Below are 20,673 nucleotides of genomic sequence, written 5' to 3' on the forward strand. Positions count from 1 at the left end.
GTCCGGCGGCTCCGTGTGCCGGAGCCGTCCTTATCAGGGAATATCGGGAAGCCGGGCCGGGTTTTCAAGCTTTTGCCGCCGGAAAACATGCTGTTGATCCGGCGCGATCCGCTCAGCCGCGCCAATAGGCGGGCACATCCCAGAGCGGGCGCTCGGCTTCGGCCCGGGCCTGATCGCGGCTGACGCCGATATCGCGCAGCGCGGCGTCGTCCAGTTCGGCCAGCCGGCGCCGCTCGCGCCGGACGGTCAGGCCGAGGCGCAGCCGCGCCAGCAGGGAGTGCGACCGGTGGCCGCCATGGGGCATCGTCGTCGAATGAGCCGTCATCGTCATTGTTTCGATCCTTCTCGAAGCCTGATCGAAGGTCAGGTGAGCATCAATTTTCTTGATCTTACTGTCACAATGGTGTCCATATGTAAAATGAATGGTTTTGACGTAAAGCATCAAAAGGTGTGATATGGCCCGCAATCTCGACCTGACCGCCCTGCGCTCCTTCGCCGCCGTCGCCGATGCCGGCGGGGTGACGCGGGCGGCGGGGTTCCTCAACCTGACGCAATCGGCGGTTTCGATGCAGATCAAGCGCCTGGAGGAGGCGCTGGACCTGCAACTGCTCGACCGTTCGGGCCGCACCGTCGGGCTGACGGCGGCCGGCGAGCAGATGCTGGGCTATGCCCGCCGGCTGCTGGCGCTGAACGACGAGGCGATCGCGCGGCTGACCCACAAGGCCTTCGAGGGCGAGATCGTGCTCGGCGTGCCGGCCGACATCGTCTACCCGGCGATCCCCAAGGTGCTGCAACGCATCCATGCCGATTATCCGCGGATGCGGGTGACGCTGGTCTCGTCCTACACGCGGCGGCTCAAGGCGCTGTTCGCGCGCGGCGACTGCGACGTCATCCTGACCACCGAGGACAGCTGCGGCCCGGAAGGCGAAACCCTGATCGACCTGCCGCTGGTCTGGGTCGGCGCGCCGGGCGGGCAGGCCTGGAAGCAGCGGCCGCTGCCGCTGGCCTTCGAGCATAACTGCATCTTCCGGGTCGGCGTGCAGGAGGCGCTCGACAGGGCCGGGATCGACTGGGTGATGGCGGTGGAATCCGATTCGACCCGCTCGATCGAGGCCTCGGTCAGCGCCGACCTCGCGGTTCACGCCCTGGTCGAGGGCGCCGAGCCGCGCTACATGGAGCCGATCCCGCATGGCGGCGCGCTGCCCGAACTGGCGCGGACCAAGATCAACCTCTACGTCGCCGATCCGTCGCCGTCGCCTGTCGTCGGCATCCTCGCCGACCTCGTGCGCAAGGCCTTCCGGGGGCGGTAGAGATGGCCCGGAACGGCGCCGGGCCCGGAAACAGGGGCCGCGCCCGGGGACCGGCGCGGCCCGATAGCCTCACGGGCGCGCCTTACGGCGTGATCACCACCTTGCCGGTCGACTTGCGCTCGCGCAGCAGCGCCAGACCGTCCTCGGTCTTGTCCAGCGGCAGGGTGTTGCTGACATGGGGGTGCAGCTTGCCCTCGCTGTACCAGGCGAAGAGCTGGGCCAGGCTGTCGGTCAGCACCTCGGGCCGGAAGGCCATGTAGCCGCCCCAGTAGAAGCCGATCACGGTCAGGTTCTTGACCAGCAGCAGGTTGGCCGGGATTTGCGGCGTCTCGCCGCTGGCGAAGCCGATGGTCAGCAGCCGGCCCTCGGGCCGGGTCGCCCGCAGCGCCGACATGAACTGGCCGCCGCCGACCGGGTCATAGACCACGTCGGCGCCGCCCAGGGCCTTGACCGCGTCGCGCAGGTCCTCGGAACTGCTGTCGATCAGGTGGTCGGCGCCGGCGGCCTCGGCCACCTTGAGCTTCTCGGCGCCGCGGGCGCAGGCGATGACCCGCGCGCCCATCAGCTTGCCGATCTCGACCGCGGTCAGGCCAACCCCGCCGGCCGCGCCCAGCACCAGGAGCGTCTCGCCCGGCTGCAGCCGGGCGCGGTGATGCAGCGCGACATGGCTGGTGCCATAGGCGACCTGGAAGGCGGCGGCCTCGGGGAAGCTCATCGCGTCGGGCAGGGCGACGCAGCGCGCGGCGGGCACGCAGGCCTGCTCGGCCAGCCCGCCGGAGCCGCCCATCGCCGCGACCCGGGTGCCCACGGCCGGGCCGGCGACATCCGCCCCCAGCGCCTCGACCGTGCCGGCCAGTTCCATTCCCAGCGTGAAGGGCAGCGGCGGGCGTTCCTGATACTGGCCCTTGAGCATCAGAAGATCCGCGAAATTGAGCCCGCAGGCGGCGACTTTCAGTCGCAGCTCGCCCGGCCCCGGTTCGGGCTGCGGCACGTCGCGCAGGACCGGCGGTTCCCCGTAAGTGTCGATCTGAAAAGCGCGCATCCTGTCCTCCCGCTTGCTGTTCTTTCAGTGATAGTCCCCGTTTGGGGGTATTTCCAGAGCCGGAAAGGACCACTTTTAACTGTAATTCGGGGCTCGGACCTCAGCCGGACGTTGCGCGCGCTGCCGCAAAATGCAAAGATCGCGCTGGGTGAGAGGGCGGAGACTGTTTCGCCGGAAAGGTGTATCTGGGCTGTCGCATTTCGCGACGGCCGGGGCCTGCGACGGTTGAGGCGGTTGCGACCGGTTCCCGAATGTGTGTTTCAGTATGTGCTCTTGTAGTCGGTGCCAGCTGAGTTGGAGTGGAAACAGCCAAACGATCCTGTGAGACGATCGGGGAGAAAGATAATGAAACATCCTGTCGACGCGCATGTGGGCAAGCGCATCCGCCACCGGCGCTGGATGGTGGGCATGACCCAGCAACAACTGGCCGATAAGGTCGGGATCAAGTTTCAGCAGATCCAGAAATACGAGACCGGCATGAACCGTGTCAGCGCGTCCCGCCTGTGGGATATCGCCGACGCGCTGAGCGTGCCAATCAGCTTCTTCTTCGAGGGCATCGACGAAAGCCGCGAAGCGCAGACCAAGGTCGAGGGCGACATCCTCGCCGACAAGGAAGCGCTGGAACTGGTGCGTTCCTACTACGCGATCCCCGAGAACCAGCGCCGCCGGCTGTTCGATCTGGCCCGGGTGCTCAGCGACGACGTCGCCTGATCGCGCGCCGCCCGCCGGCTTGACGCCGCCGGCTTGACCCCGTCGGCTTGACCCTGCGCCACGGCCCGGCTACGGCCGGGTTGTGAAGGCGCGGAGGGCTGACGATGGCAGGGCTGAGCGAGGATGAGCGGGGGGCGCTGCTGGCGCTGGCCGAGGAACTGGCGGAGGCGGCGCGGGCCGAGACTCTGGCCCATTTCCGCAGCCCCGCCCTGGATGCCGAGACCAAGGAAACCGACCATTTCGATCCGGTGACGGTGGCCGACCGGGCCGCCGAGGCCCGGATGCGCGAGATCCTCGCCGCGCGGCGGCCGCAGGACGCCATCCTGGGCGAGGAGATGGGCCGGAAAGAGGGCAGCAGCGGCTTGACCTGGGTCCTGGACCCGATCGACGGCACCCGGGGCTACCTGTCCGGCACCCCGACCTGGGGCGTGCTGATCGCGCTTTCCGACGCCACCGGCCCGCTGCTCGGCATCATCGACCAACCCTATATCGGCGAACGCTTCGTCGGCGGCCTCGGCACCGCGCGCGTGACCGGCCCGCAGGGCACCGCCGCGCTCAGGACCCGGTCGCCGCGCGGGCTGGACGAGGCCATCCTCTTCACCACCTTCCCCGAGGTCGGCACCGCCGAGGAGGGCGCCGCCTTCCGCCGGGTGGCCGACAAGGCCCGGCTGACCCGCTACGGCATGGATTGCTACGCCTATGCCCTGGTCGCGGCGGGTCAGATCGACCTGGTGATCGAGGCCGGGCTGAACGCCTATGACATCCAGGCGCCGATCGCGGTGATCGAAGCCGCCGGCGGCATCGTCACCGACTGGGAGGGCGGCCCGGTGCACGAGGGCGGCCGGGCGGTGGCCGCCGCCAACCGCGAAATCCACGCCGAGGCGCTGAAACTACTGGCCGGCTGACAGCGGCCTTGGGCCGGGGGGAGCGGGGCCGGGGCTTGCCAGCCCGGGGGGAGCGGGGCCGGGCGCTTGCCAGCCCGGTGTCGCGGCTGCTAAATGAGGGCGCGCCGAGTAGTTGAGCCCCTTTCCGTCGGCGCGTGCTCACACAGGACGAAGGGGGTGCAGCCTGTGTGAGGACCCGATGGCCGAAATCCTGATCCGCAATGCCCGCACCCTTCTGACCATGTCCGAGGCGGGAGAGCTCTCCGGCGCCGACATCCTGATCCGCGATGGCGTGATCGCGGCGGTCGGGCCGGGACTGACCACGACCGGCGCCGTGGTCGAGGCGCGCGGTTGCGTCGTCACCCCGGGTCTCGTCAACACCCACCACCACCTCTACCAGAGCCTGACCCGCGCCGTGCCCGGCGGCCAGGACGCGCTGCTCTTCGGCTGGCTCAAGACGCTCTACCCGATCTGGGCCAGCTTCGGCCCCGAGGAGATGCGGGTCTCGGCCCTGACCGGGTTGGCCGAGCTGGCGCTGTCGGGCTGCACCCTGACCTCGGACCACCTTTACCTGTTCCCGAACGGATCGCGGCTCGACGACACCATCGCGGCGGCGGGCGAGATCGGGCTGCGTTTCCACCCGACCCGCGGCGCGATGTCGATCGGCGAAAGCGCCGGCGGGTTGCCGCCCGACAGCCTGGTCGAGGCGGAGGCGGCGATCCTCGAAGATTCGATCCGCGTCGTCGACAGCTTCCACGATCCGAAGCCCGGGGCGATGGTCCGCATCGGCCTTGCCCCCTGTTCGCCCTTCTCGGTCAGCCGCGAGCTGATGCGCGACGCGGCGCTGCTGGCGCGCGACAAGGGGGTGATGCTGCACACCCACCTGGCCGAGAACGACGAGGACATCGCCTATTCGCTGGCCAATTTCGGCTGCCGGCCGGGGCAATATGCCGAGGAGCTGGGCTGGACCGGCGCCGATGTCTGGCACGCCCATTGTGTCAAGCTCGATGGTTCGGAAATTGATCTTTTCGCCCGGTCCCGTACCGGGGTCGCCCATTGCCCCTGTTCGAATTGTAGACTCGGCTCCGGCATCGCCCCGGTGCGGCAGATGCGCGATGCCGGCGTTCCTGTCGGGCTCGGGGTCGACGGATCGGCCTCGAACGACGCCGGCAACCTGATCGGAGAGGCGCGGCAGGCGATGCTGCTGCAGCGGGTGGCCAACGGCGCCGACGCGATGAGCGCGCGCGAGGCCTTGTGGATCGCGACCCGCGGCGGGGCCGAGGTGCTGGGCCGCGACGATTGCGGCCAGCTGGCGCCGGGGATGCGGGCCGACATCGCGGTCTGGGACGTCTCGGGCATCGAGAGCGCCGGGTCGTGGGACCCGGCGGCGCTGCTGCTGGCCGGGCCGACGCGGGTGCGCGACCTGTTCGTCGAGGGCCGGCAGGTGGTGCGCGACGGGCAGGTGACAACGATCGACCTGCCACGCGTGATCGAGCGCCAGAACGCCCTGGCGCGGCGGCTGATGGACTGACCGCCACGCCCTTGGCACGGCGGCGGCGCAGGTGGCGGATGCCGCCTGCCTCCGGCGGGGATGTTTTCGCTGAGAGCAAGGCTCAGGCCGGTCTTTCGAAGGCGAGGCGGGTCCAGTGGATGCCGGCGAGCCAGTTGGCGCGCTGCTTCGAGGCCTCGTCGAGATGGCGGAGCAGGCGCAGGCCGGCCGCTGCCGCCTGGTCGATGGTCTCCCGCGGGTCGACCGTGAACATGCGCCGGCCCTCGGGCACCGGGCCGTGGCGGATCGACAGGATCAGCCGGCCGCCGGGGGCGAGGAGCTGCGCCAGCCGGGGCAGGGCGGCGGCGCGTTCCGGGCCGTCGAGATGCATCCAGACGGCGGTGAGCAGGACCAGGTCGAAGGGGGCGGTCAGGCCGGGCAGAGCGGGCAGGGCGGCATCGCGCCAGTCGATGCGGGCCTCGGGATGCAGGCGCCGGGCGGCGGCGCGCATTTCGGGGCTCGGTTCCGTGGCGGTGACGGCATGGCCGAGGTCGGCCAGATGCGCCGCATCCCGGCCGCTGCCGGCGCCGATATCGAGCACGTGGGCCGGCGGCGGCGGAAACAGGTCGAGCACGCTGGCATGGACGGCCGCGAAGGCGAGGCTTTCGTAGCGTGCGGCCAGCAGCTCGGCCTGCGCGCCGTAGCCCTGCATGCCCGGCGCCCGCGCCATCAGCGCAGCGGCTGGCCGTTCACCCAGACCGCCTGCACGGCCCGGTCGTCGCCCATCATGATGGTCGGGAAGATCGCCTCCCAGATGTCATTCGCCCGTGCCGCGCGCTGGGCGATGGCCGGCGTCGAGGCGAGATCGAGGATCACCAGATCAGCCTCCATGCCGGGGGCGAGGTTGCCGATCTTGTCGTCCAGCCGCAGCGCCCGGGCGCTGCCTTGCGTCGCCAGCCACCACAGCTCGGCCGGGTGCAGGGCGCGGTGGCGCAGCTGGCCGACCTCGTAGGCCGCCGCCATCGTCCGCAGCATCGAGAAGGACGAGCCGCCGCCGGTATCGGTGGCCAGCCCGACGCGCTGGCCCTCGGCGGTCAGCCCGCCCATGTCGAACAGGCCCGAGCCGATGAAGGTGTTCGAGGTCGGGCAATGGATCAGCGCGGCATCGACCTCGCGCAGCCGGTCGCGCTCGCGCGGTTCGAGGTGGATGGCATGGCCGTAGAGCCCGCCGGGGCCGAGCAGCCCGTGCGCCTCGTAGGTGTCGAGATAGTCGCGCGCCTGCGGGTAGAGCGACTTGACCCAGGCGATCTCGTCGGTCTGCTCGCTCAGATGGGTCTGCATCAGGCAGTCGGGATGCTCGGCCCAGAGCGCGCCGAGGGCCGAGAGCTGCTCCGGCGTCGAAGTCGGCGAGAACCGCGGGGTGATGACGTAGGACAGCCGGTCGCTGCCGTGCCATTTCTCCAAGAGCGCCTTGCTGTCGTCATAGGCAGACCGGGCGGTGTCGCGCAGCCCCTCCGGCGCGGTGTCGCGGTCCATGCAGGTCTTGCCCGCCAGCGCCCGCAGCCCGCGCCGCCGGGCCTCGGCGAAATAGGCCTCGACGCTTTCGGGATGGATGGTGCAATAGCTGACCGTGGTTGTGGAGCCGTTGGAAAGAGTCAGGTCGAAATAGCGTTTCGCCACGTCCTCGGCGTAGGAAATGTTCGAAAACTGCATCTCCTCGGGGAAGGTGTAGCTGTTCAGCCAGTCGATCAGCCGCTTGCCCCAGCTGGCGATGATGGCGGTCTGGGGGTAATGTGCATGGGCGTCGATGAAGCCGGCCGAGATCAGCGCCTCGCCGTAATCCGTCACCCGCGCCCGGGGATGGGCCGCGCGCAGCGCGTCGGCCGGCCCGACGGCGGCGATCCGGCCATCTTCGACCAGCACGGCGCCGCGCCATTCGTGCCGCGCCGCGCCCGGCCCCTCGACAAAGGGATCGGCGGCGAAGGCCAGGGTCTGGCCCAGGATCAGCTCTGCCATCTGCGGTCCTTTCGGTGATCTCCGCCGGCCAGAGTAAAGGGCTTTCGCGGCCCGGTAAATTTGCCTATTGCCTCTGTTTCGTTGAAACAGTTTCGGCTAGGGTCGCGCCAATCGCGGGGGCAGGCGCGGCCCGGCGCGGGACCAGCGCGACGAGGGCGGGATGAACGACGAGGCGATCATCGAAGAGCCGCGGGAGGACGAGGTGCGGGGCCTCGACCGCGACCGTGTCGAGGCGATCCGCGACGCCGTCGAGGCGCGCGATCCGGAGCGGCTCAACGACCTGATCGAGCCCCTGCACCCGGCCGACATCGCCGACCTTCTGGAACAGATCGGCGGCCAGGAGCGGGCCGAACTGCTCAGCCTGTGGTCGCGCGAGATCGACGGCGACATCCTGTCGGAACTCGACGAATCGATCCGCGAGGAAGTGATCGCCGCACTGCCGCCCGAGGTGCTGTCGGAAGCGGTGCGCGAGCTCGAGTCCGACGACGTCGTCGACATTCTCGAGGACCTCGAGGAGCCGCAGCAGGAGATCATCCTCGACGCGCTGGAAGATGCCGACCGGGTCGCCGTCGAACAGGCGATGTCCTATCCGGAATACTCGGCCGGCCGCCTGATGCAGCGCGAGACGGTGGTGGCGCCCGAGCACTGGACGGTGGGCGACGCGATCGACTTCCTGCGCAGCGAGGACTGGCTGCCCGACCAGTTCTACCACGTCATCCTGGTCGATCCGCGGATGAAGCCGGTGGGCAACGTGACGCTGGGCCGGCTGCTGTCGTCGAAGCGCGAGGTCAAGCTCAGGGACATCGCCGAAGAGAGCTTCCGCACCATCCGCGCGACCGAGGACGAGGCCGATGTCGCCTACCTGTTCAACCAGTACCACCTGATCTCGGCCCCGGTGGTGGACGGGGACGACCGGCTGGTCGGTGTCATCACCATCGACGACGCCATGAACGTGCTGGACGAGGAGCACGAGGAGGACATCCTGCGCCTGGCCGGTGTCGGCGAGGGCAGCCTGTCGGACAACTGGTTCGAGACCACCAAGCAGCGGTTCCCCTGGCTCTTCGTCAACCTGCTGACGGCGATCCTCGCCTCGCTGGTGATCGGGCTGTTCGAGGGCTCGATCTCGCGCATCGTGGCGCTGGCGGTGCTGATGCCGATCGTCGCCTCGCAGGGCGGCAATGCCGGCACCCAGGGGCTGACGGTGGCGGTGCGGGCGCTGGCGACCCGCAGCCTGACCTATTCCAATGTCGGCCGCGTCATCGGCCGCGAGATCGCCCAGGGCGTGGCCAACGGTGTGTTCTTCGGCCTGATCATGGGGGCGATCAGCTATATCTGGTTCGGCCAGCCGATGCTGGGCGTGGTGATCGGGCTGGCGATGATCATCAACCTCTTCGCCGCCGCGCTGGCCGGCATCCTGATCCCGGTCGGACTGGAAAAGCTGGGCTTCGACCCGGCGCTGTCCTCGGGCGCCTTCGTCACCACGGTCACCGACGTGGTCGGCTTCTTCGCCTTCCTCTGGCTGGCCACCCTGATCCTGTTGTGAGGTTTCCATGGCCGACATCGCCGATCTGAGCGCCGCCAAGGCCGCCGCCCGCAAGGCCGCCTTCGCCCGCCGCAAGGCCGCCTTCGCCGCCGGTCAGGGCGCGGCAACTGAGCACCTTTCCGCGCTTCTGGCGCCCCATGCCGGCAAGGTGCTGGCCGGCTACATGCCGATGCGGACCGAGATCGACCCGCTGCCGGCGATGGCGGCCCATGCCGGCCCGGTCTGCGTGCCGGTGATCATCGGGCCCGGCCAGCCGCTGCGCTTCCGCCGCTGGACGCCGGAGGCGACGATGGTCGCGGGCGCGTTCGGCGCCCTGATCCCGGAACAGGGCGACTGGCTCGAGCCCGAAGTGCTGATCGTGCCGCTGGTCGCCTATGACCGGCGCGGCTACCGGCTGGGCTATGGCGGCGGCTTCTACGACCGCACGCTGGAGGGGCTGCGGGCACGGCACGAGGTGCTGGCGATCGGCTTCGCCTTCGCCGCCCAGGCCGCCGAAGAACTGCCTCTGGAGCCGACCGACCAGCCGCTGGACATGATCGTCACCGAGGACGGGGCGGTGACGCTGGCGCGCTGAGGTGAGGCCGGGGCAGAGAAGGCCGGGGGGCCAGCCCCCCGGCCCCCCGGGATATTTTCGTGAAGATGAAAGCAGGCGGGAAGGCCGGCGGCGCTTCTGCCCCCGGCTACTGATGCGGCTGTCGCGAGGGGCGCCCTTGGAAGAGGGGGCAGCGCCCTCTCAGAGCGCGCGCCAGCCGATGTCGCGGCGGCAGAAGCCTTCGGGCCAGTCGATCCTGTCGACCATCTCGTAGGCGCGGCTCTGCGCCTCGGCCAGCGTCGCACCGCGGGCGGTGACGTTGAGGACGCGACCGCCGGTGGCGGTGATCTTGCCGTCGCGCTCGGTGGTGCCGGCGTGGAAGGTCATGCGGAAGCTGTCCTCGGGCAGGTTCTCCAGCCCCTCGATGACGCTGCCCTTCTCGTAGGCGCCGGGATAGCCCCTGGCCGCCATCACCACGGTCAGGGCGTGGTCGTCGGCCCAGTTCGCCTGCGCGGTGTCGAGCCGGCCCTCGGCGCAGGCGAGCAGCAGGTCGAGCACCTGGGCGCCGAGCCGCATCATCAGCACCTGGCATTCGGGATCGCCGAAGCGGACATTGTATTCGACCAGCCGGGCGCGGCCGTCCTGAATCATCAGCCCGGCATAGAGCACGCCCTTGAACGGCGTGCCGCGCCGCGCCATCTCGGCCACGGTCGGGCGGATGATCTCGGCCAGCACCTGCTCGGCGATGGCGTCGGTCAGGACCGGGGCCGGGGAATAGGCGCCCATGCCGCCGGTATTGGGGCCGGTATCGCCCTCGCCGACGCGCTTGTGGTCCTGGGCGGTGCCGATGGGCAGCACGTTCTCGCCGTCGCAGAGGACGAAGAAGCTGGCCTCTTCGCCGGCCATGAATTCCTCGATCACCACTTCGGCGCCCGCGTCGCCGAAGGCGCCGGCGAACATCTCGTCGACGGCGTCCTGCGCCTGGCTGACGGTCTCGGCCACGATCACGCCCTTGCCGGCGGCCAGCCCGTCGGCCTTGACCACGATCGGCGCGCCCTGCTGCCGGATGTAGTCCTTGGCCGGCGCGGCGGCGTCGAACCGGGCCCAAGCGGCGGTCGGCGCGGCGCAGGCGTCGCAGACCTCCTTGGTGAAGCGTTTCGAGGCTTCCAGCTGCGCCGCCGCCGCCGAGGGGCCGAAGCACAGGATGCCGGCGCCGGTCAGCGCGTCGGCGACGCCGGCGGCCAAGGGCGCCTCGGGGCCGATGACGACGAAATCGACCGCGTTCTCCTCGGCGAAGGCGACCACCGCCGCGCCGTCGAGGATGTTCAGGTCGGCGCATTCGGCCAGTTCGGCGATGCCGGCATTGCCCGGCGCCACGATCAGCCGGTCGCATTTCGGGTTCTGCTTGATCGCCCAGGCAAGCGCATGTTCGCGCCCGCCGCCGCCCAGCACCAGAATGTTCATCGCCCTCTCCCGGCTTTCCCTCGCTCGGCCCGCGTTCTAAGGTGCGCCGAGACGGATCACAAGCGAGCTCAGATGTCCGACCTCTTCGAAGACGAAGGTCCTGCCAAGGGCGGCGGCAATATCCACGAATTCACGGTGGCCGAGCTTTCGGGCGCGGTGAAGCGCGTCGTCGAGGGCGAGTTCGGCCATGTCCGGGTGCGGGGCGAGATCGGGCGGGTGTCGATGCCGCGCTCGGGCCATGTCTATTTCGACCTCAAGGACGAGCGCGCGGTGCTGGCGGCGGTGAGCTGGAAGGGCCAGGCGGCGCGGCTGACGGTGCGGCCGGAGGAGGGCATGGAGGTGATCGCCACCGGTCGGATGACCACCTTTCCGGGCCAGTCGAAATACCAGCTGATCGTCGAGGACCTGGTGCCGGCCGGCGCCGGGGCCCTGATGGCGATGCTGGAGAAGCGCAAGAAGGCGCTGGCGGCCGAGGGGCTGTTCGCGCCCGAGCGCAAGCAGCCTCTGCCCTACCTGCCCAGGGTGATCGGCGTCGTCACCTCGCCTTCGGGCGCGGTGATCCGCGATATCCTGCACCGGCTGCGCGACCGTTTCCCGCGCCATGTGCTGATCTGGCCGGTCGCCGTGCAGGGCGAGCGTTGCGCGCCCGAGGTGGCGGCGGCGATCCGCGGCTTCAACGCCATCGCGCCGGGCGGGCCGGTGCCGCGACCCGACGTGCTGATCGTCGCCCGGGGCGGTGGCTCGGTCGAGGACCTGTGGGGCTTCAACGAGGAGATCGTGGTCCGGGCGGCGGCGGAATCGCGGATTCCGCTGATCTCGGCGGTCGGGCACGAGACCGACACGACGTTGATCGACTATGCCTCGGACCGGCGGGCGCCGACGCCGACGGCGGCGGCCGAGATCGCGGTGCCGGTGCGGCTGGAACTTCTGGCGCAGCAGGACGCGCTGGGGGCGCGGCTGAGCCGGGCCCTGAGCCAGGGGGTGATGCTGCGCGGCCAGCGGCTGCGCGACCTCTCCCGCGCCCTGCCGCGGCCCGAGACGCTGGTCGAGCAGGCGGGGCAGCGGCTCGACCTCTGGGCCGAGCGGCTGCCGAACGCGCTGCGCGGCGCGACCGGGCAGAAGCGGGCGCGGTTCAACTCGGTCGCGGCCCATGTCCGGCCGCGCATCCTCAGCGAGCTGGCGGCGCGCGGGCGCGAGCGGCTGGCGGCGCGGGCCGACCGGCTGGCCCCGGCGCTGGCACGGCAGGCGGGGCAGGGCCGGCGCGACCTTTCCCGGCTGGCGGCGCGGCTGCAGCCCAAGACGCTGGAGCGCGACGCGCAGCGCCGGCGCGAGGCGCTCGACCGGCTGTCGCAGCGGCTTGGCATCGCCGCCGGGGCGCAGACCGAGACCTGGCGGGCGCGGCTCGACGGGCTGGAGCGGATGCGGCTGACGCTCGGCTATGCCGAGACGCTGAAGCGCGGCTTCGCCGTGGTGCGCGGCGACGGCGCGGTGGTCACGACCAGGGCGGCGGCCGAACGGGCGGCGGCGCTGGAGATCGAGTTCCACGACGGCCGGCTGGCGGTCGGGGAGGGGGCGCCGGGCGGTGGTCCCGCCGGCGGGGCCGCGAAACCGGCACCGCGCAAGGGCAAGCCGAAGCCGCCGGAGCAGGGCAGCCTGTTCTGAGGGCAGGCTGGTCGTTGGCGCGAAGCCAGACTTCATGACATGCGCCCCTCCGCCGGTGCGCGCGGGCACCGCGCAGGGCGAGCGCCTGCCCGTCAGCGCCTGCCCGTCCCGCCGCACCGGAGGTGCGCCGCGCACCGCCGGCACGCCTTTGGCGTGACGGGCTGGCGCTTTCGCCACCCGTGGGCGACGCTCAGATCTGGGAGGGGCTTGGCTGCCATGAAGCGCGGCGTTCGACGGTCGGGAGCGCCCCCCCGCGGGGAGGCGCTCGCCCCGCTCATGTCGTGCCATCAGGGGCGGCCGAAATCGGCCTTTAGCCGATCAACGGGGGTTCGCGAACCCGGCAAATGACAAGGCCGCGCCCACCCCTCGGCGGACGCGGCCCCGATCCCTGTTCCGCCGCGCCTCAGCCCAGCCGCTGCCCGCTCTCGGCGTCGAAGGCGTGGATCGTGCCCTCTTCCGGCTTGAGCCAGATCGTCTCGCCCAGTTCGCAATCGACCGGCAGCAGCGCGACCAGGGTCTGGCCGGCGACGGTGCCGTGGACCAGCCGGTGGGCGCCCAGTTCCTCGACATAGGCGACCTTCTGGGTCAGCGCGCCCTCGGTCCCCTCCGGCACCTGACGCAGGTCCTCGGGCCGCAGCCCGACGGTCACCTTGCCATGGCCGGCGCCGCCCTCGGGCAGGTCGACATGGATGCCGTCCAGCACCGCGGTCGCGCCGTGGCGCCCGGCCTCCATCAGGTTCATCGCCGGCGAACCGATGAAGGCGGCGACGAAGGCCGAGGCCGGCTTGCGATAGACCTCCAGCGGCGTGCCGACCTGCTCGATCCTGCCGCCGTTCAGCACCACCAGACGGTGGGCCAGCGTCATCGCCTCGAGCTGGTCATGGGTGACGTAGATCGAGGTCGTGCCCAGCCGCTGCTGCAGCTGCTTGATCTCGCCGCGCATCTGCACCCGCAGCTTGGCGTCGAGGTTCGACAGCGGCTCGTCGAACAGGAAGGCCGCCGGCTCGCGGACGATGGCGCGGCCCATGGCGACGCGCTGGCGCTGGCCGCCCGAAAGCGCCCGCGGCTTGCGGTCGAGGAAGGCGCCGATCTCGAGGATCTCGGCCGCCTCGGCGACCCGCCGGTCGATCTCCTGCTTCGGCGTCTTGCGGTTCTTCAGCCCGTAGGCGAGGTTCTGGCGCACCGACATATGCGGGTAGAGCGCGTAGTTCTGGAACACCATGGCGATGTCGCGGTCGGCCGGTTCGACATTGTTGACGACCCGGTCGCCGATCCTCACCTCGCCGCTCGTGATCGTCTCGAGCCCGGCGATCATCCGCAGCAGGGTCGACTTGCCGCAGCCCGAGGGGCCGACCAGAACCAGGAACTCGCCATCGGCAATTTGCAGGTCGATGGAATGCACCGCCTGCACCCCGCCCGCATAGGTCTTGCCCACCTTGTCCAGCGTGATCGCGGCCATGTCTTACTTCTCCGTCTCGACGAGGCCCTTGACGAAGAGCCTTTGCATGAAGATCACCACCAGGACCGGCGGCAGCATCGCCAGCACAGCGGTGGTCATGATGTAGTTCCATTGCGGTTCGGCATCGGCCACGTCGGCCATGCGCTTGATGCCGGCGACCACGGTGTAATAGTCCGGCTTCGTGGTCACGATCAGCGGCCAGAGATACTGGTTCCAGCCGTAGATGAAGAGGATGACGAACAGCGCCGCCATGTTGGTGCGGCTGAGCGGGATCAGGATGTCCTTGAAGAACTTCATCGGCCCGGCGCCGTCGATCCGCGCCGCCTCCATCAGCTCGTCCGGGATGGTCAGGAAGACCTGGCGGAACAGGAAGGTCGCGGTGGCCGAGGCGATCAGCGGGATCGACAGGCCGGCATAGCTGTCGAGCATGCCCAGGTCGGCGACGACCTTGAAGGTCGGCACGATCCGCACCTCGACCGGCAGCATCAGGGTGATGAAGATCGCCCAGAAGGCCAGCGACCGGCCGGGGAAGCGGAAATAGACGATGGCGAAGGCCGAGATGATCGAGATCGCGATCTTGCCGAGCGCGATCGACAGCGCCATGACGAGGCTGTTGAACATCATCGTCTCGAGCGGCGGCGCGCCCGAGGTCGACATGCCGGCGCTCAACATCGTCGAGTAGTTGTGCACGGCCTGGTCGCCGGGCAGCAGCGGGATGATGCCCTGCATGAAATCGTAGGGCCCGTGGGTCGAGGCGATCAGCGCGATATAGACCGGGAAGGCCACCAGCGCGACGCCGACGATCAGCACGAAATGGGCGAGGACGTTCAGAAAGGGGCGGTTTTCGACCATTGTTCCGGTCCTCCTAGTATTCGACGCGGCGTTCGACCCAGCGGAACTGGATCACCGTCAGCGCAATGACGATCAGCATCAGGATCACCGACTGGGCCGAGGACGAGCCGAGCCGCAGCCCGATGAAACCGTCGTCGAACACCTTGTAGACCATGATGTTGGTGGCCTGGGCCGGGCCGCCCTGGGTGGTGGCGTGGATCACCGCGAAGGTCTCGAACATCGAATAGACGACGTTGACGACCATCAGGAAGAAGGTGGTCGGCGACAAGAGCGGGAAGGTGATCGACCAGAACCGCTTGAACGGGCCGGCGCCGTCGATCGCCGCGGCCTCGCGCATCGAGTTCGGGATCGCCTGCAGCCCGGCGACGAAGAACAGGAAGTTGTAGCTGATCTGCTTCCAGGCCGAGGCGATGACGACCAGGATCATGGCGTCGCCCGGCTTGAGCGAATGGTCCCAGTGATAGCCCAGCATGGCCAGGATGTAGGGAAAGATGCCGATGGTCGGGTTGAACATGAACCACCACATGATCCCGGCGATGGCCGGGGCGACGGCATAGGGCCAGACCAGCAGCGTGGTGTAGAACCGGGTCGAGCGGATCATCCGGTCGACCGCCAGCGCCAGCAAGAGCGCCACGCTAAGCGACATCACCGTCACCGAGATGGCGAAGACGACGGTGACGTGGAGCGAGTTGATATAGTCGGGATTGCTGAACAGGTCGGCATAGTTGCGCAGGCCCACATAGGTGGTTTTCAGCCCGAAGGCGTCCTCGCGCAGGAACGACTGCTTGACGGCCTGGCCGGCGGGCCAGAGGAAGAAGATGGCGGTCACGGCCAGCTGCGGCGCGAGCAGCAGGTAAGGCAGGAACCGGTGCCGGAAGATCGTGCGCTTGGTTTTCATCCACGGGGACCCTGTTCAATGGAAGAAAGCCCGCGCCGGGATGCGCGGGCTTTCCGGTCGGCCGGGGCCGATTACTTGTTGGCGGCTTCGAAGTCGCGGATCAGCTTGTTGCCGCGGGCATCGACGTTGTCCAGCGCCTGCTGGGCGTTTTCCTTGCCGGCCAGCATCTTCTGGAACTCCTCGTCGATGATGGTCCGGATCTGGACGTAGTTGCCGAAGCGCAGGCCCTTCGAGTTCGGGGTCGGCGGGTTCAGGGTGATTTCCTTGATGCCCACGTCCGAACCCGGGTTCTTGGCGTAGAAGCCCTGCTTCTGGCCCAGCTCATAGGCGGCCTTGGTGATCGGCAGGTAGCCCGAGAACTGGCTCCACTCGGCCTGGACCTCCGGCGAGGACAGGTAGTGGAAGAAATCCGCCACGCCCTTGTATTCCTCTTTCGAATGGCCCTGCAGCACCCACAGGGTGGCGCCGCCGATGATGGTGTTCTGCGGCGCGCCCTTGACGTCGGCATAGTAGGGCAGCATGCCGTAGCCGACTTCGAACGAGTCCTTGACGTTGGCCAGCACGCCGGACCGCGAGGCCGACGAGTTCATGTACATGGCACATTCCTGGCTGTAGAACTTCGGCGGGGCGTCGTTGCCGCCGACCGGGCCGCCATACTGGAAGATGCCCTCGTCCTGCCATTTCTTCAGGTTGGCCCAGTGGCGCACCTGAACCGGACCGTTATAGGTCAGCTCGGTGTCGAGACCGCCGAAGCCGTTCTCCTTGGTGCCGATCTGCTGGTTGTGCCAGGCCGAGAAGTTCTCGAGCTGCACCCAGGACACCCAGCCCGAGGTGAAGCCGCACTTGGCCGCGCCCGAGTCCATGATCTGCTTGGAGTCCTTGACCAGTTCGCCCCAGGTCTTCGGCGGCTGGTTGGGGTCGAGACCGGCCTTCTTGAAGACGTCCTTGTTGTAGTAGAGGATCGGGGTCGAAGAGTTGAACGGCATCGACAGCATGTTGCCGTCGGTATCGGTGTAGTAGCCGACGACGGCGGGCAGGAAGCCTTTCGGATCGAAGGCCTGGCCGGCATCCTTCATCAGCTTGTAGACCGGGTAGATGGCGCCCTTGGCGGCCATCATGGTGCCGGTGCCCACTTCGAACACCTGGACGATGTCGGGCTGCTGATGGGCGCGGAAGGCGGCGATCGCCGCGGTCATGGTCTCGGTGTAGCTGCCCTTGAAGGTCGGCACCACCGTGTATTTGTCCTGGCTCTTGTTGTAGTTGGCGACAATCTCTTCGAGCTTGGCGCCCAGGGTGCCGCCCATGGCGTGCCACCAGGTGATCTCGGTCCGCGCGTGAGCGGCCGACATCGAAGCAGCCAGTGCCAGGCTGCTGATGAGAACTTTGCGGATCATCAGGAATATCCCCCCAATTGTGATCTCGTGGAACTGGGCCACGGTTAGTGATCGGACGTGACAGGTTTGTGTTCGTTCCGTGTAGTTTTTGCAACGCATTATTATACATTCCTGCCCGAAAACAGAGCAAATCGCCGAATTCGCGCGCAAAGCCGGGCGGCGTGGCTTTCGCGCCAACCCTGCGCGCGTTCCCGCCGCGCCCGTGCCGCGCCGGTGCCGCGCCCGTGCCGCGCGGAATGCCTTGCCCTTGCGCCGCCCGGCGCGCCCTTGACGCATATCAACGCGCGCACCCGCGCGGCATGCCACAGCAAAGGCAGGCGATACGGGGAAGCAGATGGCGAATTTCGGCAATCGGAACCGGCAATCCGACGATTCGCGACGCGGAGGCGGCTCCGGCGACGACCCCGGCGACGGGCAGGGCGGCGGGCTGTCGCTGCTGTTGTGGATCTTCGCGCTGGGCATCTTCGCGGCGCTGATGCTGATCCCGCAGGAGGCGGCGCTCGACACCGTGCCCTACAGCCAGGTCAAGCAGATGATCCGCGACGGCAAGGTCGCCGAGGCGACGCTGGAAGACCATGCCATCACCGTGACCGAGAAGGAGCCGACGGCGGGCAGCCCGGCGCAGTACCGGGCGGTGACGCCGGCCCAGGGCGATCCCGAGCTGCTGCCGCTGCTGGAAAAGCAGAAGGTGACGATCACCGCGCGGGCGCCGGCGCAGGGCTCGTGGCTGGTCTACATGCTGCCCTGGCTGCTGATCCTCGGCGTCTACATCTGGTTCCAGCGCCGGATGCTGGGCCAGATCGGCGGCGGCGGCATGGGGCCGGGCGGCATCGGCGAGCTGTTCCGCGGTCGCTTCTCGAAACCGACCGAGCAGAAATCGCGCGTCACCTTCGCCGATGTCGCAGGCCAGGACCAGGCCAAGAAGGAGGTCGAGGAACTGGTCGAGTTCCTGCGCGAGCCCGACCGCTTTCAGTCGGTCGGCGCCGAGGTGCCGCATGGCGTGCTGCTGATGGGCCCGCCCGGCACCGGCAAGACGCTCCTGGCCAAGGCGCTGGCGGGCGAGGCCGACGTGCCGTTCTTCTCGACCTCGGGCTCGGAATTCATCGAGGTCTTCGTCGGCGTCGGCGCCGGCCGCGTCCGGCGCATGTTCGAGGCCGCGCGCAAGGCGGCGCCGGCGGTGATCTTCATCGACGAGCTCGACAGCATCGGCCGCACCCGCGGCACCGGGCTCGGCGGCGGCCATGACGAACGCGAGCAGACCCTGAACCAGATCCTGGCCGAGCTCGACGGCTTCGACGAGAAACAGGCCGTGGTCGTGCTGGCGGCGACCAACCGCCCCGATGTGCTCGACCCGGCGCTGCTGCGGCCGGGCCGCTTCGACCGCCATGTCACCCTCAACCTGCCCGACAAGACCGCGCGCCGGGCGATCCTCGACATCCACGCCCGCGACCTGCCGCTGGCCGACGGTCCGGCGCTGGACGATGTCGCCGCCGGCACGCCGGGCTTCTCGGGCGCGGACCTGAAGAACCTGCTCAACGAGGCGGCGATCGGCGCCGCCCGTCGCCATGCCAAGGCGATCACCGCCGCCGACCTCGAGGAGGCGCGCGACAAGGTGATGATGGGCACGGTGCGGACCCTGGCGATCCAGCCCGACGAGAAGCACCGGCTGGCGGTGCACGAGGCCGGCCATACCGCCGCCGCCTATTTCACCCCCGGCGCCGACCCGCTCTACAAGGTCACGATCATCCCGCGCGGCCGGGCGCTGGGCGGCACCCACATGCTCGAGAAGGTCGAGCGTCACACCCTGTCCGAGGACTACCTGCGCAGCCAGCTGGTCATCCTGCTGGCCGGCCGCGCGGCCGAGAAGGCGCTGGTCGGCTCGGTCAGCTCGGGTGCCGACGACGACATCAAGCGGGCGACGGCGCTGGCGCGCTCGATGGTGGCGCGCTGGGGGATGGATGCCGATCTGGGCCCGGTCGACCTGCGCCAGAGCGAGGATCACCCCTTCCTCGGCCAGACCATCGCCCAGCCGCACGAACATGCCGACGCCACCGCCGCCCGGGTCGATGCCGCGGTGATCGCGCTGCTCAAGGAGGCCGAGGCGGCGGCGACCCGGATCGTCACCGAACACGCTCGGGAAATGGAGCTGCTGGTGCACGAGCTGGAGGCCCGCGAGGTGCTGGACGCCGAGCAGATCGAGGCCTGCCTCGCCGCCGGCGGCAAGGTCAGCCCGCTCAAGCGCAAGCGCCCTCCGGGCGGCGACACCGACGGCGCGTGACGGCCAGGGCATCGCCCGCGCGGCATCAAGCCGGGGCTGTCCCGATAGCTGTGTGAAAGGTGGCGGTGCTGTCAGACCAATGCGAACCGGTCTCCGCAAGGTCAGGATGGCTGCCGCTTATTCCGCACAAAGGCCGCGCCACTCGGCGAGAGCGGCGGCACGGTTCCGTTTGAAATTGGCTCGTGAGTATAGGCTGCGTTCCGTGTTGAAGAGGTTGAAGACCGAGGCGTGGACGGTGGCGAACTTCTGGAGTGTTCGCATCCGCCGGAAGCGGAGCATCGCTCACTCCTGTCTTTGAAATGGCCGGTGGGAATTCTCCGCACGATTGTTCTTCCACCGGCCGGTTTGCTGGCGATCACGGACGCCGCGCGCACCCAGGGCGGCGCCATAGGAGCGCAGACGGTCGGTGACGAATTTGTCCCCCGTCAGCGCCCCTGGGACATCTGAGTTGATTTTGTAACGGAGGGTTTCTGGCTCATCGTAACCACCAAGGAGTGGAGATGAGACAGAAACCCGGAACAGCGAAGCCGACGGCGGAGTCGATGGTGAAGGACATCCGCCGGCGCACGCGGAAGCACCATTCCGCCGAAGAGAAGATCCGCATCGTCCTGGAAGGGCTGCGCGGCGAGGAGAGCATTGCCGAGCTCTGCCGGCGTGAGGGGATCGCCAGCAGCCTCTATTACAGCTGGTCAAAAGAATTCCTCGAGGCCGGCAAGAAGCGGCTCGCTGGCGACACGGCCCGACAGGCCACCAGCCCCGAGGTCAAGGAATTGCGGCACGAGGCCGCCGCTTTGAGGGAGGCGGTGGCCGATCTCACCCTGGAGAACCGCTTGCTCAAAAAATGCATGCTCGGGGATGGGGGAGACGAGGAATGAGATATCCCGCCTCTGAGAAGCTCGAGATCATCCGGCAGGTGGAGCAATCGCACCTGTCGGCGAAGCAGACCCTCGACATGATCGGCGTGCCGCGCACGACCTTCTACCGCTGGTATGACCGCTATTTGTCGCTTGGTGCCGCCGGGCTCGAGGACCGGCCCTCGCGCCCGGATCGGGTCTGGAACCGGATCCCTGACAAGGTGCGCAAGCAGGTCGTCGATCTGGCCCTCGAGCAGCCCGAGCTGTCACCCCGGGAGCTCGCCG

At 69.0% G+C, this 20,673-nt stretch carries 17 protein-coding genes and 2 pseudogenes; 9 read left to right on the plus strand and 10 right to left on the minus strand.

The window, feature by feature from the left end:
• Positions 1 to 112: 112 nt before the first annotated feature.
• Positions 113 to 331 carry a DUF1127 domain-containing protein gene (locus ACFOES_RS16435; protein WP_377834454.1) on the minus strand — a complete coding sequence of 73 codons (219 nt, stop codon included), beginning with the start codon at positions 329 to 331 and terminating at the stop codon, positions 113 to 115.
• A 124-nt stretch (positions 332 to 455) separates the two neighbouring features.
• Here ACFOES_RS16435 and ACFOES_RS16440 point away from each other — a divergent pair, with 124 nt between their 5' ends.
• Positions 456 to 1,310, plus strand: a complete 855-nt coding sequence (locus ACFOES_RS16440) for a LysR family transcriptional regulator (protein WP_377834455.1) — start codon at positions 456 to 458, stop codon at positions 1,308 to 1,310.
• Between the two features lie 82 nt (positions 1,311 to 1,392).
• On the opposite strand, the gene ACFOES_RS16445 is transcribed toward ACFOES_RS16440, so the two are convergent.
• Positions 1,393 to 2,352, minus strand: a complete 960-nt coding sequence (locus ACFOES_RS16445; RefSeq protein ID WP_377834456.1) for an NADPH:quinone oxidoreductase family protein — start codon at positions 2,350 to 2,352, stop codon at positions 1,393 to 1,395.
• A gap of 345 nt (positions 2,353 to 2,697) precedes the next feature.
• On the opposite strand from ACFOES_RS16445, the gene ACFOES_RS16450 reads away from it, so the two are divergent.
• From ACFOES_RS16450 to ACFOES_RS16460, 3 genes are all read left to right on the plus strand, one after another.
• The gene (locus ACFOES_RS16450) at positions 2,698 to 3,063 is read left to right on the plus strand and encodes a helix-turn-helix domain-containing protein (protein WP_377834457.1); all 366 of its coding nucleotides are present in this window, start codon (positions 2,698 to 2,700) and stop codon (positions 3,061 to 3,063) included.
• Positions 3,064 to 3,167: 104 nt separating this feature from the next.
• On the plus strand, positions 3,168 to 3,968 hold the full coding sequence (gene hisN / locus ACFOES_RS16455) for a histidinol-phosphatase (RefSeq protein WP_377834458.1): 801 nt from the start codon (positions 3,168 to 3,170) through the stop codon (positions 3,966 to 3,968).
• 178 nt (positions 3,969 to 4,146) lie between these two features.
• Entirely contained in the window at positions 4,147 to 5,478 is a 1,332-nt protein-coding gene (locus ACFOES_RS16460) for an 8-oxoguanine deaminase (protein ID WP_377834459.1), read from the plus strand.
• Positions 5,479 to 5,560: 82 nt separating this feature from the next.
• On the opposite strand, the gene ACFOES_RS16465 is transcribed toward ACFOES_RS16460, so the two are convergent.
• Positions 5,561 to 6,148, minus strand: a complete 588-nt coding sequence (locus tag ACFOES_RS16465; protein ID WP_377834460.1) for a class I SAM-dependent methyltransferase — start codon at positions 6,146 to 6,148, stop codon at positions 5,561 to 5,563.
• Positions 6,149 to 6,165: 17 nt separating this feature from the next.
• A complete protein-coding gene (gene guaD, locus ACFOES_RS16470; protein WP_377834461.1) occupies positions 6,166 to 7,452 on the minus strand; it encodes a guanine deaminase in 1,287 nt (428 codons plus the stop codon).
• 160 nt (positions 7,453 to 7,612) lie between these two features.
• Here guaD and mgtE point away from each other — a divergent pair, with 160 nt between their 5' ends.
• Positions 7,613 to 8,995: a magnesium transporter gene (mgtE, locus tag ACFOES_RS16475; protein ID WP_377834462.1), complete on the plus strand. Its 1,383-nt coding sequence runs from the start codon at positions 7,613 to 7,615 to the stop codon at positions 8,993 to 8,995.
• 7 nt (positions 8,996 to 9,002) lie between these two features.
• On the plus strand, positions 9,003 to 9,569 hold the full coding sequence (locus ACFOES_RS16480) for a 5-formyltetrahydrofolate cyclo-ligase (protein WP_377834463.1): 567 nt from the start codon (positions 9,003 to 9,005) through the stop codon (positions 9,567 to 9,569).
• A 159-nt stretch (positions 9,570 to 9,728) separates the two neighbouring features.
• On the opposite strand, the gene purD is transcribed toward ACFOES_RS16480, so the two are convergent.
• Positions 9,729 to 10,991, minus strand: coding sequence for a phosphoribosylamine--glycine ligase (gene purD, locus ACFOES_RS16485; protein WP_377834464.1), 1,263 nt, complete (start codon positions 10,989 to 10,991; stop codon positions 9,729 to 9,731).
• A gap of 72 nt (positions 10,992 to 11,063) precedes the next feature.
• On the opposite strand from purD, the gene xseA reads away from it, so the two are divergent.
• Positions 11,064 to 12,653, plus strand: coding sequence for an exodeoxyribonuclease VII large subunit (gene xseA, locus ACFOES_RS16490; RefSeq protein WP_377834465.1), 1,590 nt, complete (start codon positions 11,064 to 11,066; stop codon positions 12,651 to 12,653).
• A gap of 403 nt (positions 12,654 to 13,056) precedes the next feature.
• Here xseA and ACFOES_RS16495 read toward each other — a convergent pair whose 3' ends face one another.
• From ACFOES_RS16495 to ugpB, 4 genes are all read right to left on the minus strand, one after another.
• Entirely contained in the window at positions 13,057 to 14,112 is a 1,056-nt protein-coding gene (locus ACFOES_RS16495) for a sn-glycerol-3-phosphate import ATP-binding protein UgpC (protein WP_377834466.1), read from the minus strand.
• A 3-nt stretch (positions 14,113 to 14,115) separates the two neighbouring features.
• Positions 14,116 to 14,964, minus strand: a complete 849-nt coding sequence (gene ugpE / locus ACFOES_RS16500) for a sn-glycerol-3-phosphate ABC transporter permease UgpE (protein ID WP_377834467.1) — start codon at positions 14,962 to 14,964, stop codon at positions 14,116 to 14,118.
• Between the two features lie 13 nt (positions 14,965 to 14,977).
• Positions 14,978 to 15,862, minus strand: a complete 885-nt coding sequence (gene ugpA, locus ACFOES_RS16505; RefSeq protein ID WP_377834468.1) for a sn-glycerol-3-phosphate ABC transporter permease UgpA — start codon at positions 15,860 to 15,862, stop codon at positions 14,978 to 14,980.
• A 71-nt stretch (positions 15,863 to 15,933) separates the two neighbouring features.
• Positions 15,934 to 17,256: a sn-glycerol-3-phosphate ABC transporter substrate-binding protein UgpB gene (ugpB, locus tag ACFOES_RS16510; protein WP_377834469.1), complete on the minus strand. Its 1,323-nt coding sequence runs from the start codon at positions 17,254 to 17,256 to the stop codon at positions 15,934 to 15,936.
• A gap of 334 nt (positions 17,257 to 17,590) precedes the next feature.
• Here ugpB and ftsH point away from each other — a divergent pair, with 334 nt between their 5' ends.
• Positions 17,591 to 19,534, plus strand: a complete 1,944-nt coding sequence (ftsH, locus tag ACFOES_RS16515) for an ATP-dependent zinc metalloprotease FtsH (RefSeq protein WP_377834470.1) — start codon at positions 17,591 to 17,593, stop codon at positions 19,532 to 19,534.
• Positions 19,535 to 19,651: 117 nt separating this feature from the next.
• Here ftsH and ACFOES_RS16520 read toward each other — a convergent pair.
• Positions 19,652 to 19,945, minus strand: a pseudogene (locus ACFOES_RS16520) (DDE-type integrase/transposase/recombinase); the annotation flags it as partial.
• An 89-nt stretch (positions 19,946 to 20,034) separates the two neighbouring features.
• Between ACFOES_RS16520 and ACFOES_RS16525 the strand changes: the two are divergent.
• Positions 20,035 to 20,673 (plus strand): annotated as a pseudogene (locus ACFOES_RS16525) (helix-turn-helix domain-containing protein); the annotation flags it as partial.

This window comes from Acidimangrovimonas pyrenivorans (genome assembly GCF_042643245.1).
Classification (GTDB): domain Bacteria; phylum Pseudomonadota; class Alphaproteobacteria; order Rhodobacterales; family Rhodobacteraceae; genus Acidimangrovimonas; species Acidimangrovimonas pyrenivorans.

What these genes read in the sequence shown, in the direction of transcription:
- ACFOES_RS16435 (WP_377834454.1), bottom strand. Translation starts at nt 331, where the DNA reads ATGACGATGACGGCTCATTCGACGACGATGCCCCATGGCGGCCACCGG.
- ACFOES_RS16440 (WP_377834455.1), top strand. Translation starts at nt 456, where the DNA reads ATGGCCCGCAATCTCGACCTGACCGCCCTGCGCTCCTTCGCCGCCGTC.
- ACFOES_RS16445 (WP_377834456.1), bottom strand. Translation starts at nt 2,352, where the DNA reads ATGCGCGCTTTTCAGATCGACACTTACGGGGAACCGCCGGTCCTGCGC.
- ACFOES_RS16450 (WP_377834457.1), top strand. Translation starts at nt 2,698, where the DNA reads ATGAAACATCCTGTCGACGCGCATGTGGGCAAGCGCATCCGCCACCGG.
- hisN (WP_377834458.1), top strand. Translation starts at nt 3,168, where the DNA reads ATGGCAGGGCTGAGCGAGGATGAGCGGGGGGCGCTGCTGGCGCTGGCC.
- ACFOES_RS16460 (WP_377834459.1), top strand. Translation starts at nt 4,147, where the DNA reads ATGGCCGAAATCCTGATCCGCAATGCCCGCACCCTTCTGACCATGTCC.
- ACFOES_RS16465 (WP_377834460.1), bottom strand. Translation starts at nt 6,148, where the DNA reads ATGCAGGGCTACGGCGCGCAGGCCGAGCTGCTGGCCGCACGCTACGAA.
- guaD (WP_377834461.1), bottom strand. Translation starts at nt 7,452, where the DNA reads ATGGCAGAGCTGATCCTGGGCCAGACCCTGGCCTTCGCCGCCGATCCC.
- mgtE (WP_377834462.1), top strand. Translation starts at nt 7,613, where the DNA reads ATGAACGACGAGGCGATCATCGAAGAGCCGCGGGAGGACGAGGTGCGG.
- ACFOES_RS16480 (WP_377834463.1), top strand. Translation starts at nt 9,003, where the DNA reads ATGGCCGACATCGCCGATCTGAGCGCCGCCAAGGCCGCCGCCCGCAAG.
- purD (WP_377834464.1), bottom strand. Translation starts at nt 10,991, where the DNA reads ATGAACATTCTGGTGCTGGGCGGCGGCGGGCGCGAACATGCGCTTGCC.
- xseA (WP_377834465.1), top strand. Translation starts at nt 11,064, where the DNA reads ATGTCCGACCTCTTCGAAGACGAAGGTCCTGCCAAGGGCGGCGGCAAT.
- ACFOES_RS16495 (WP_377834466.1), bottom strand. Translation starts at nt 14,112, where the DNA reads ATGGCCGCGATCACGCTGGACAAGGTGGGCAAGACCTATGCGGGCGGG.
- ugpE (WP_377834467.1), bottom strand. Translation starts at nt 14,964, where the DNA reads ATGGTCGAAAACCGCCCCTTTCTGAACGTCCTCGCCCATTTCGTGCTG.
- ugpA (WP_377834468.1), bottom strand. Translation starts at nt 15,862, where the DNA reads ATGAAAACCAAGCGCACGATCTTCCGGCACCGGTTCCTGCCTTACCTG.
- ugpB (WP_377834469.1), bottom strand. Translation starts at nt 17,256, where the DNA reads ATGATCCGCAAAGTTCTCATCAGCAGCCTGGCACTGGCTGCTTCGATG.
- ftsH (WP_377834470.1), top strand. Translation starts at nt 17,591, where the DNA reads ATGGCGAATTTCGGCAATCGGAACCGGCAATCCGACGATTCGCGACGC.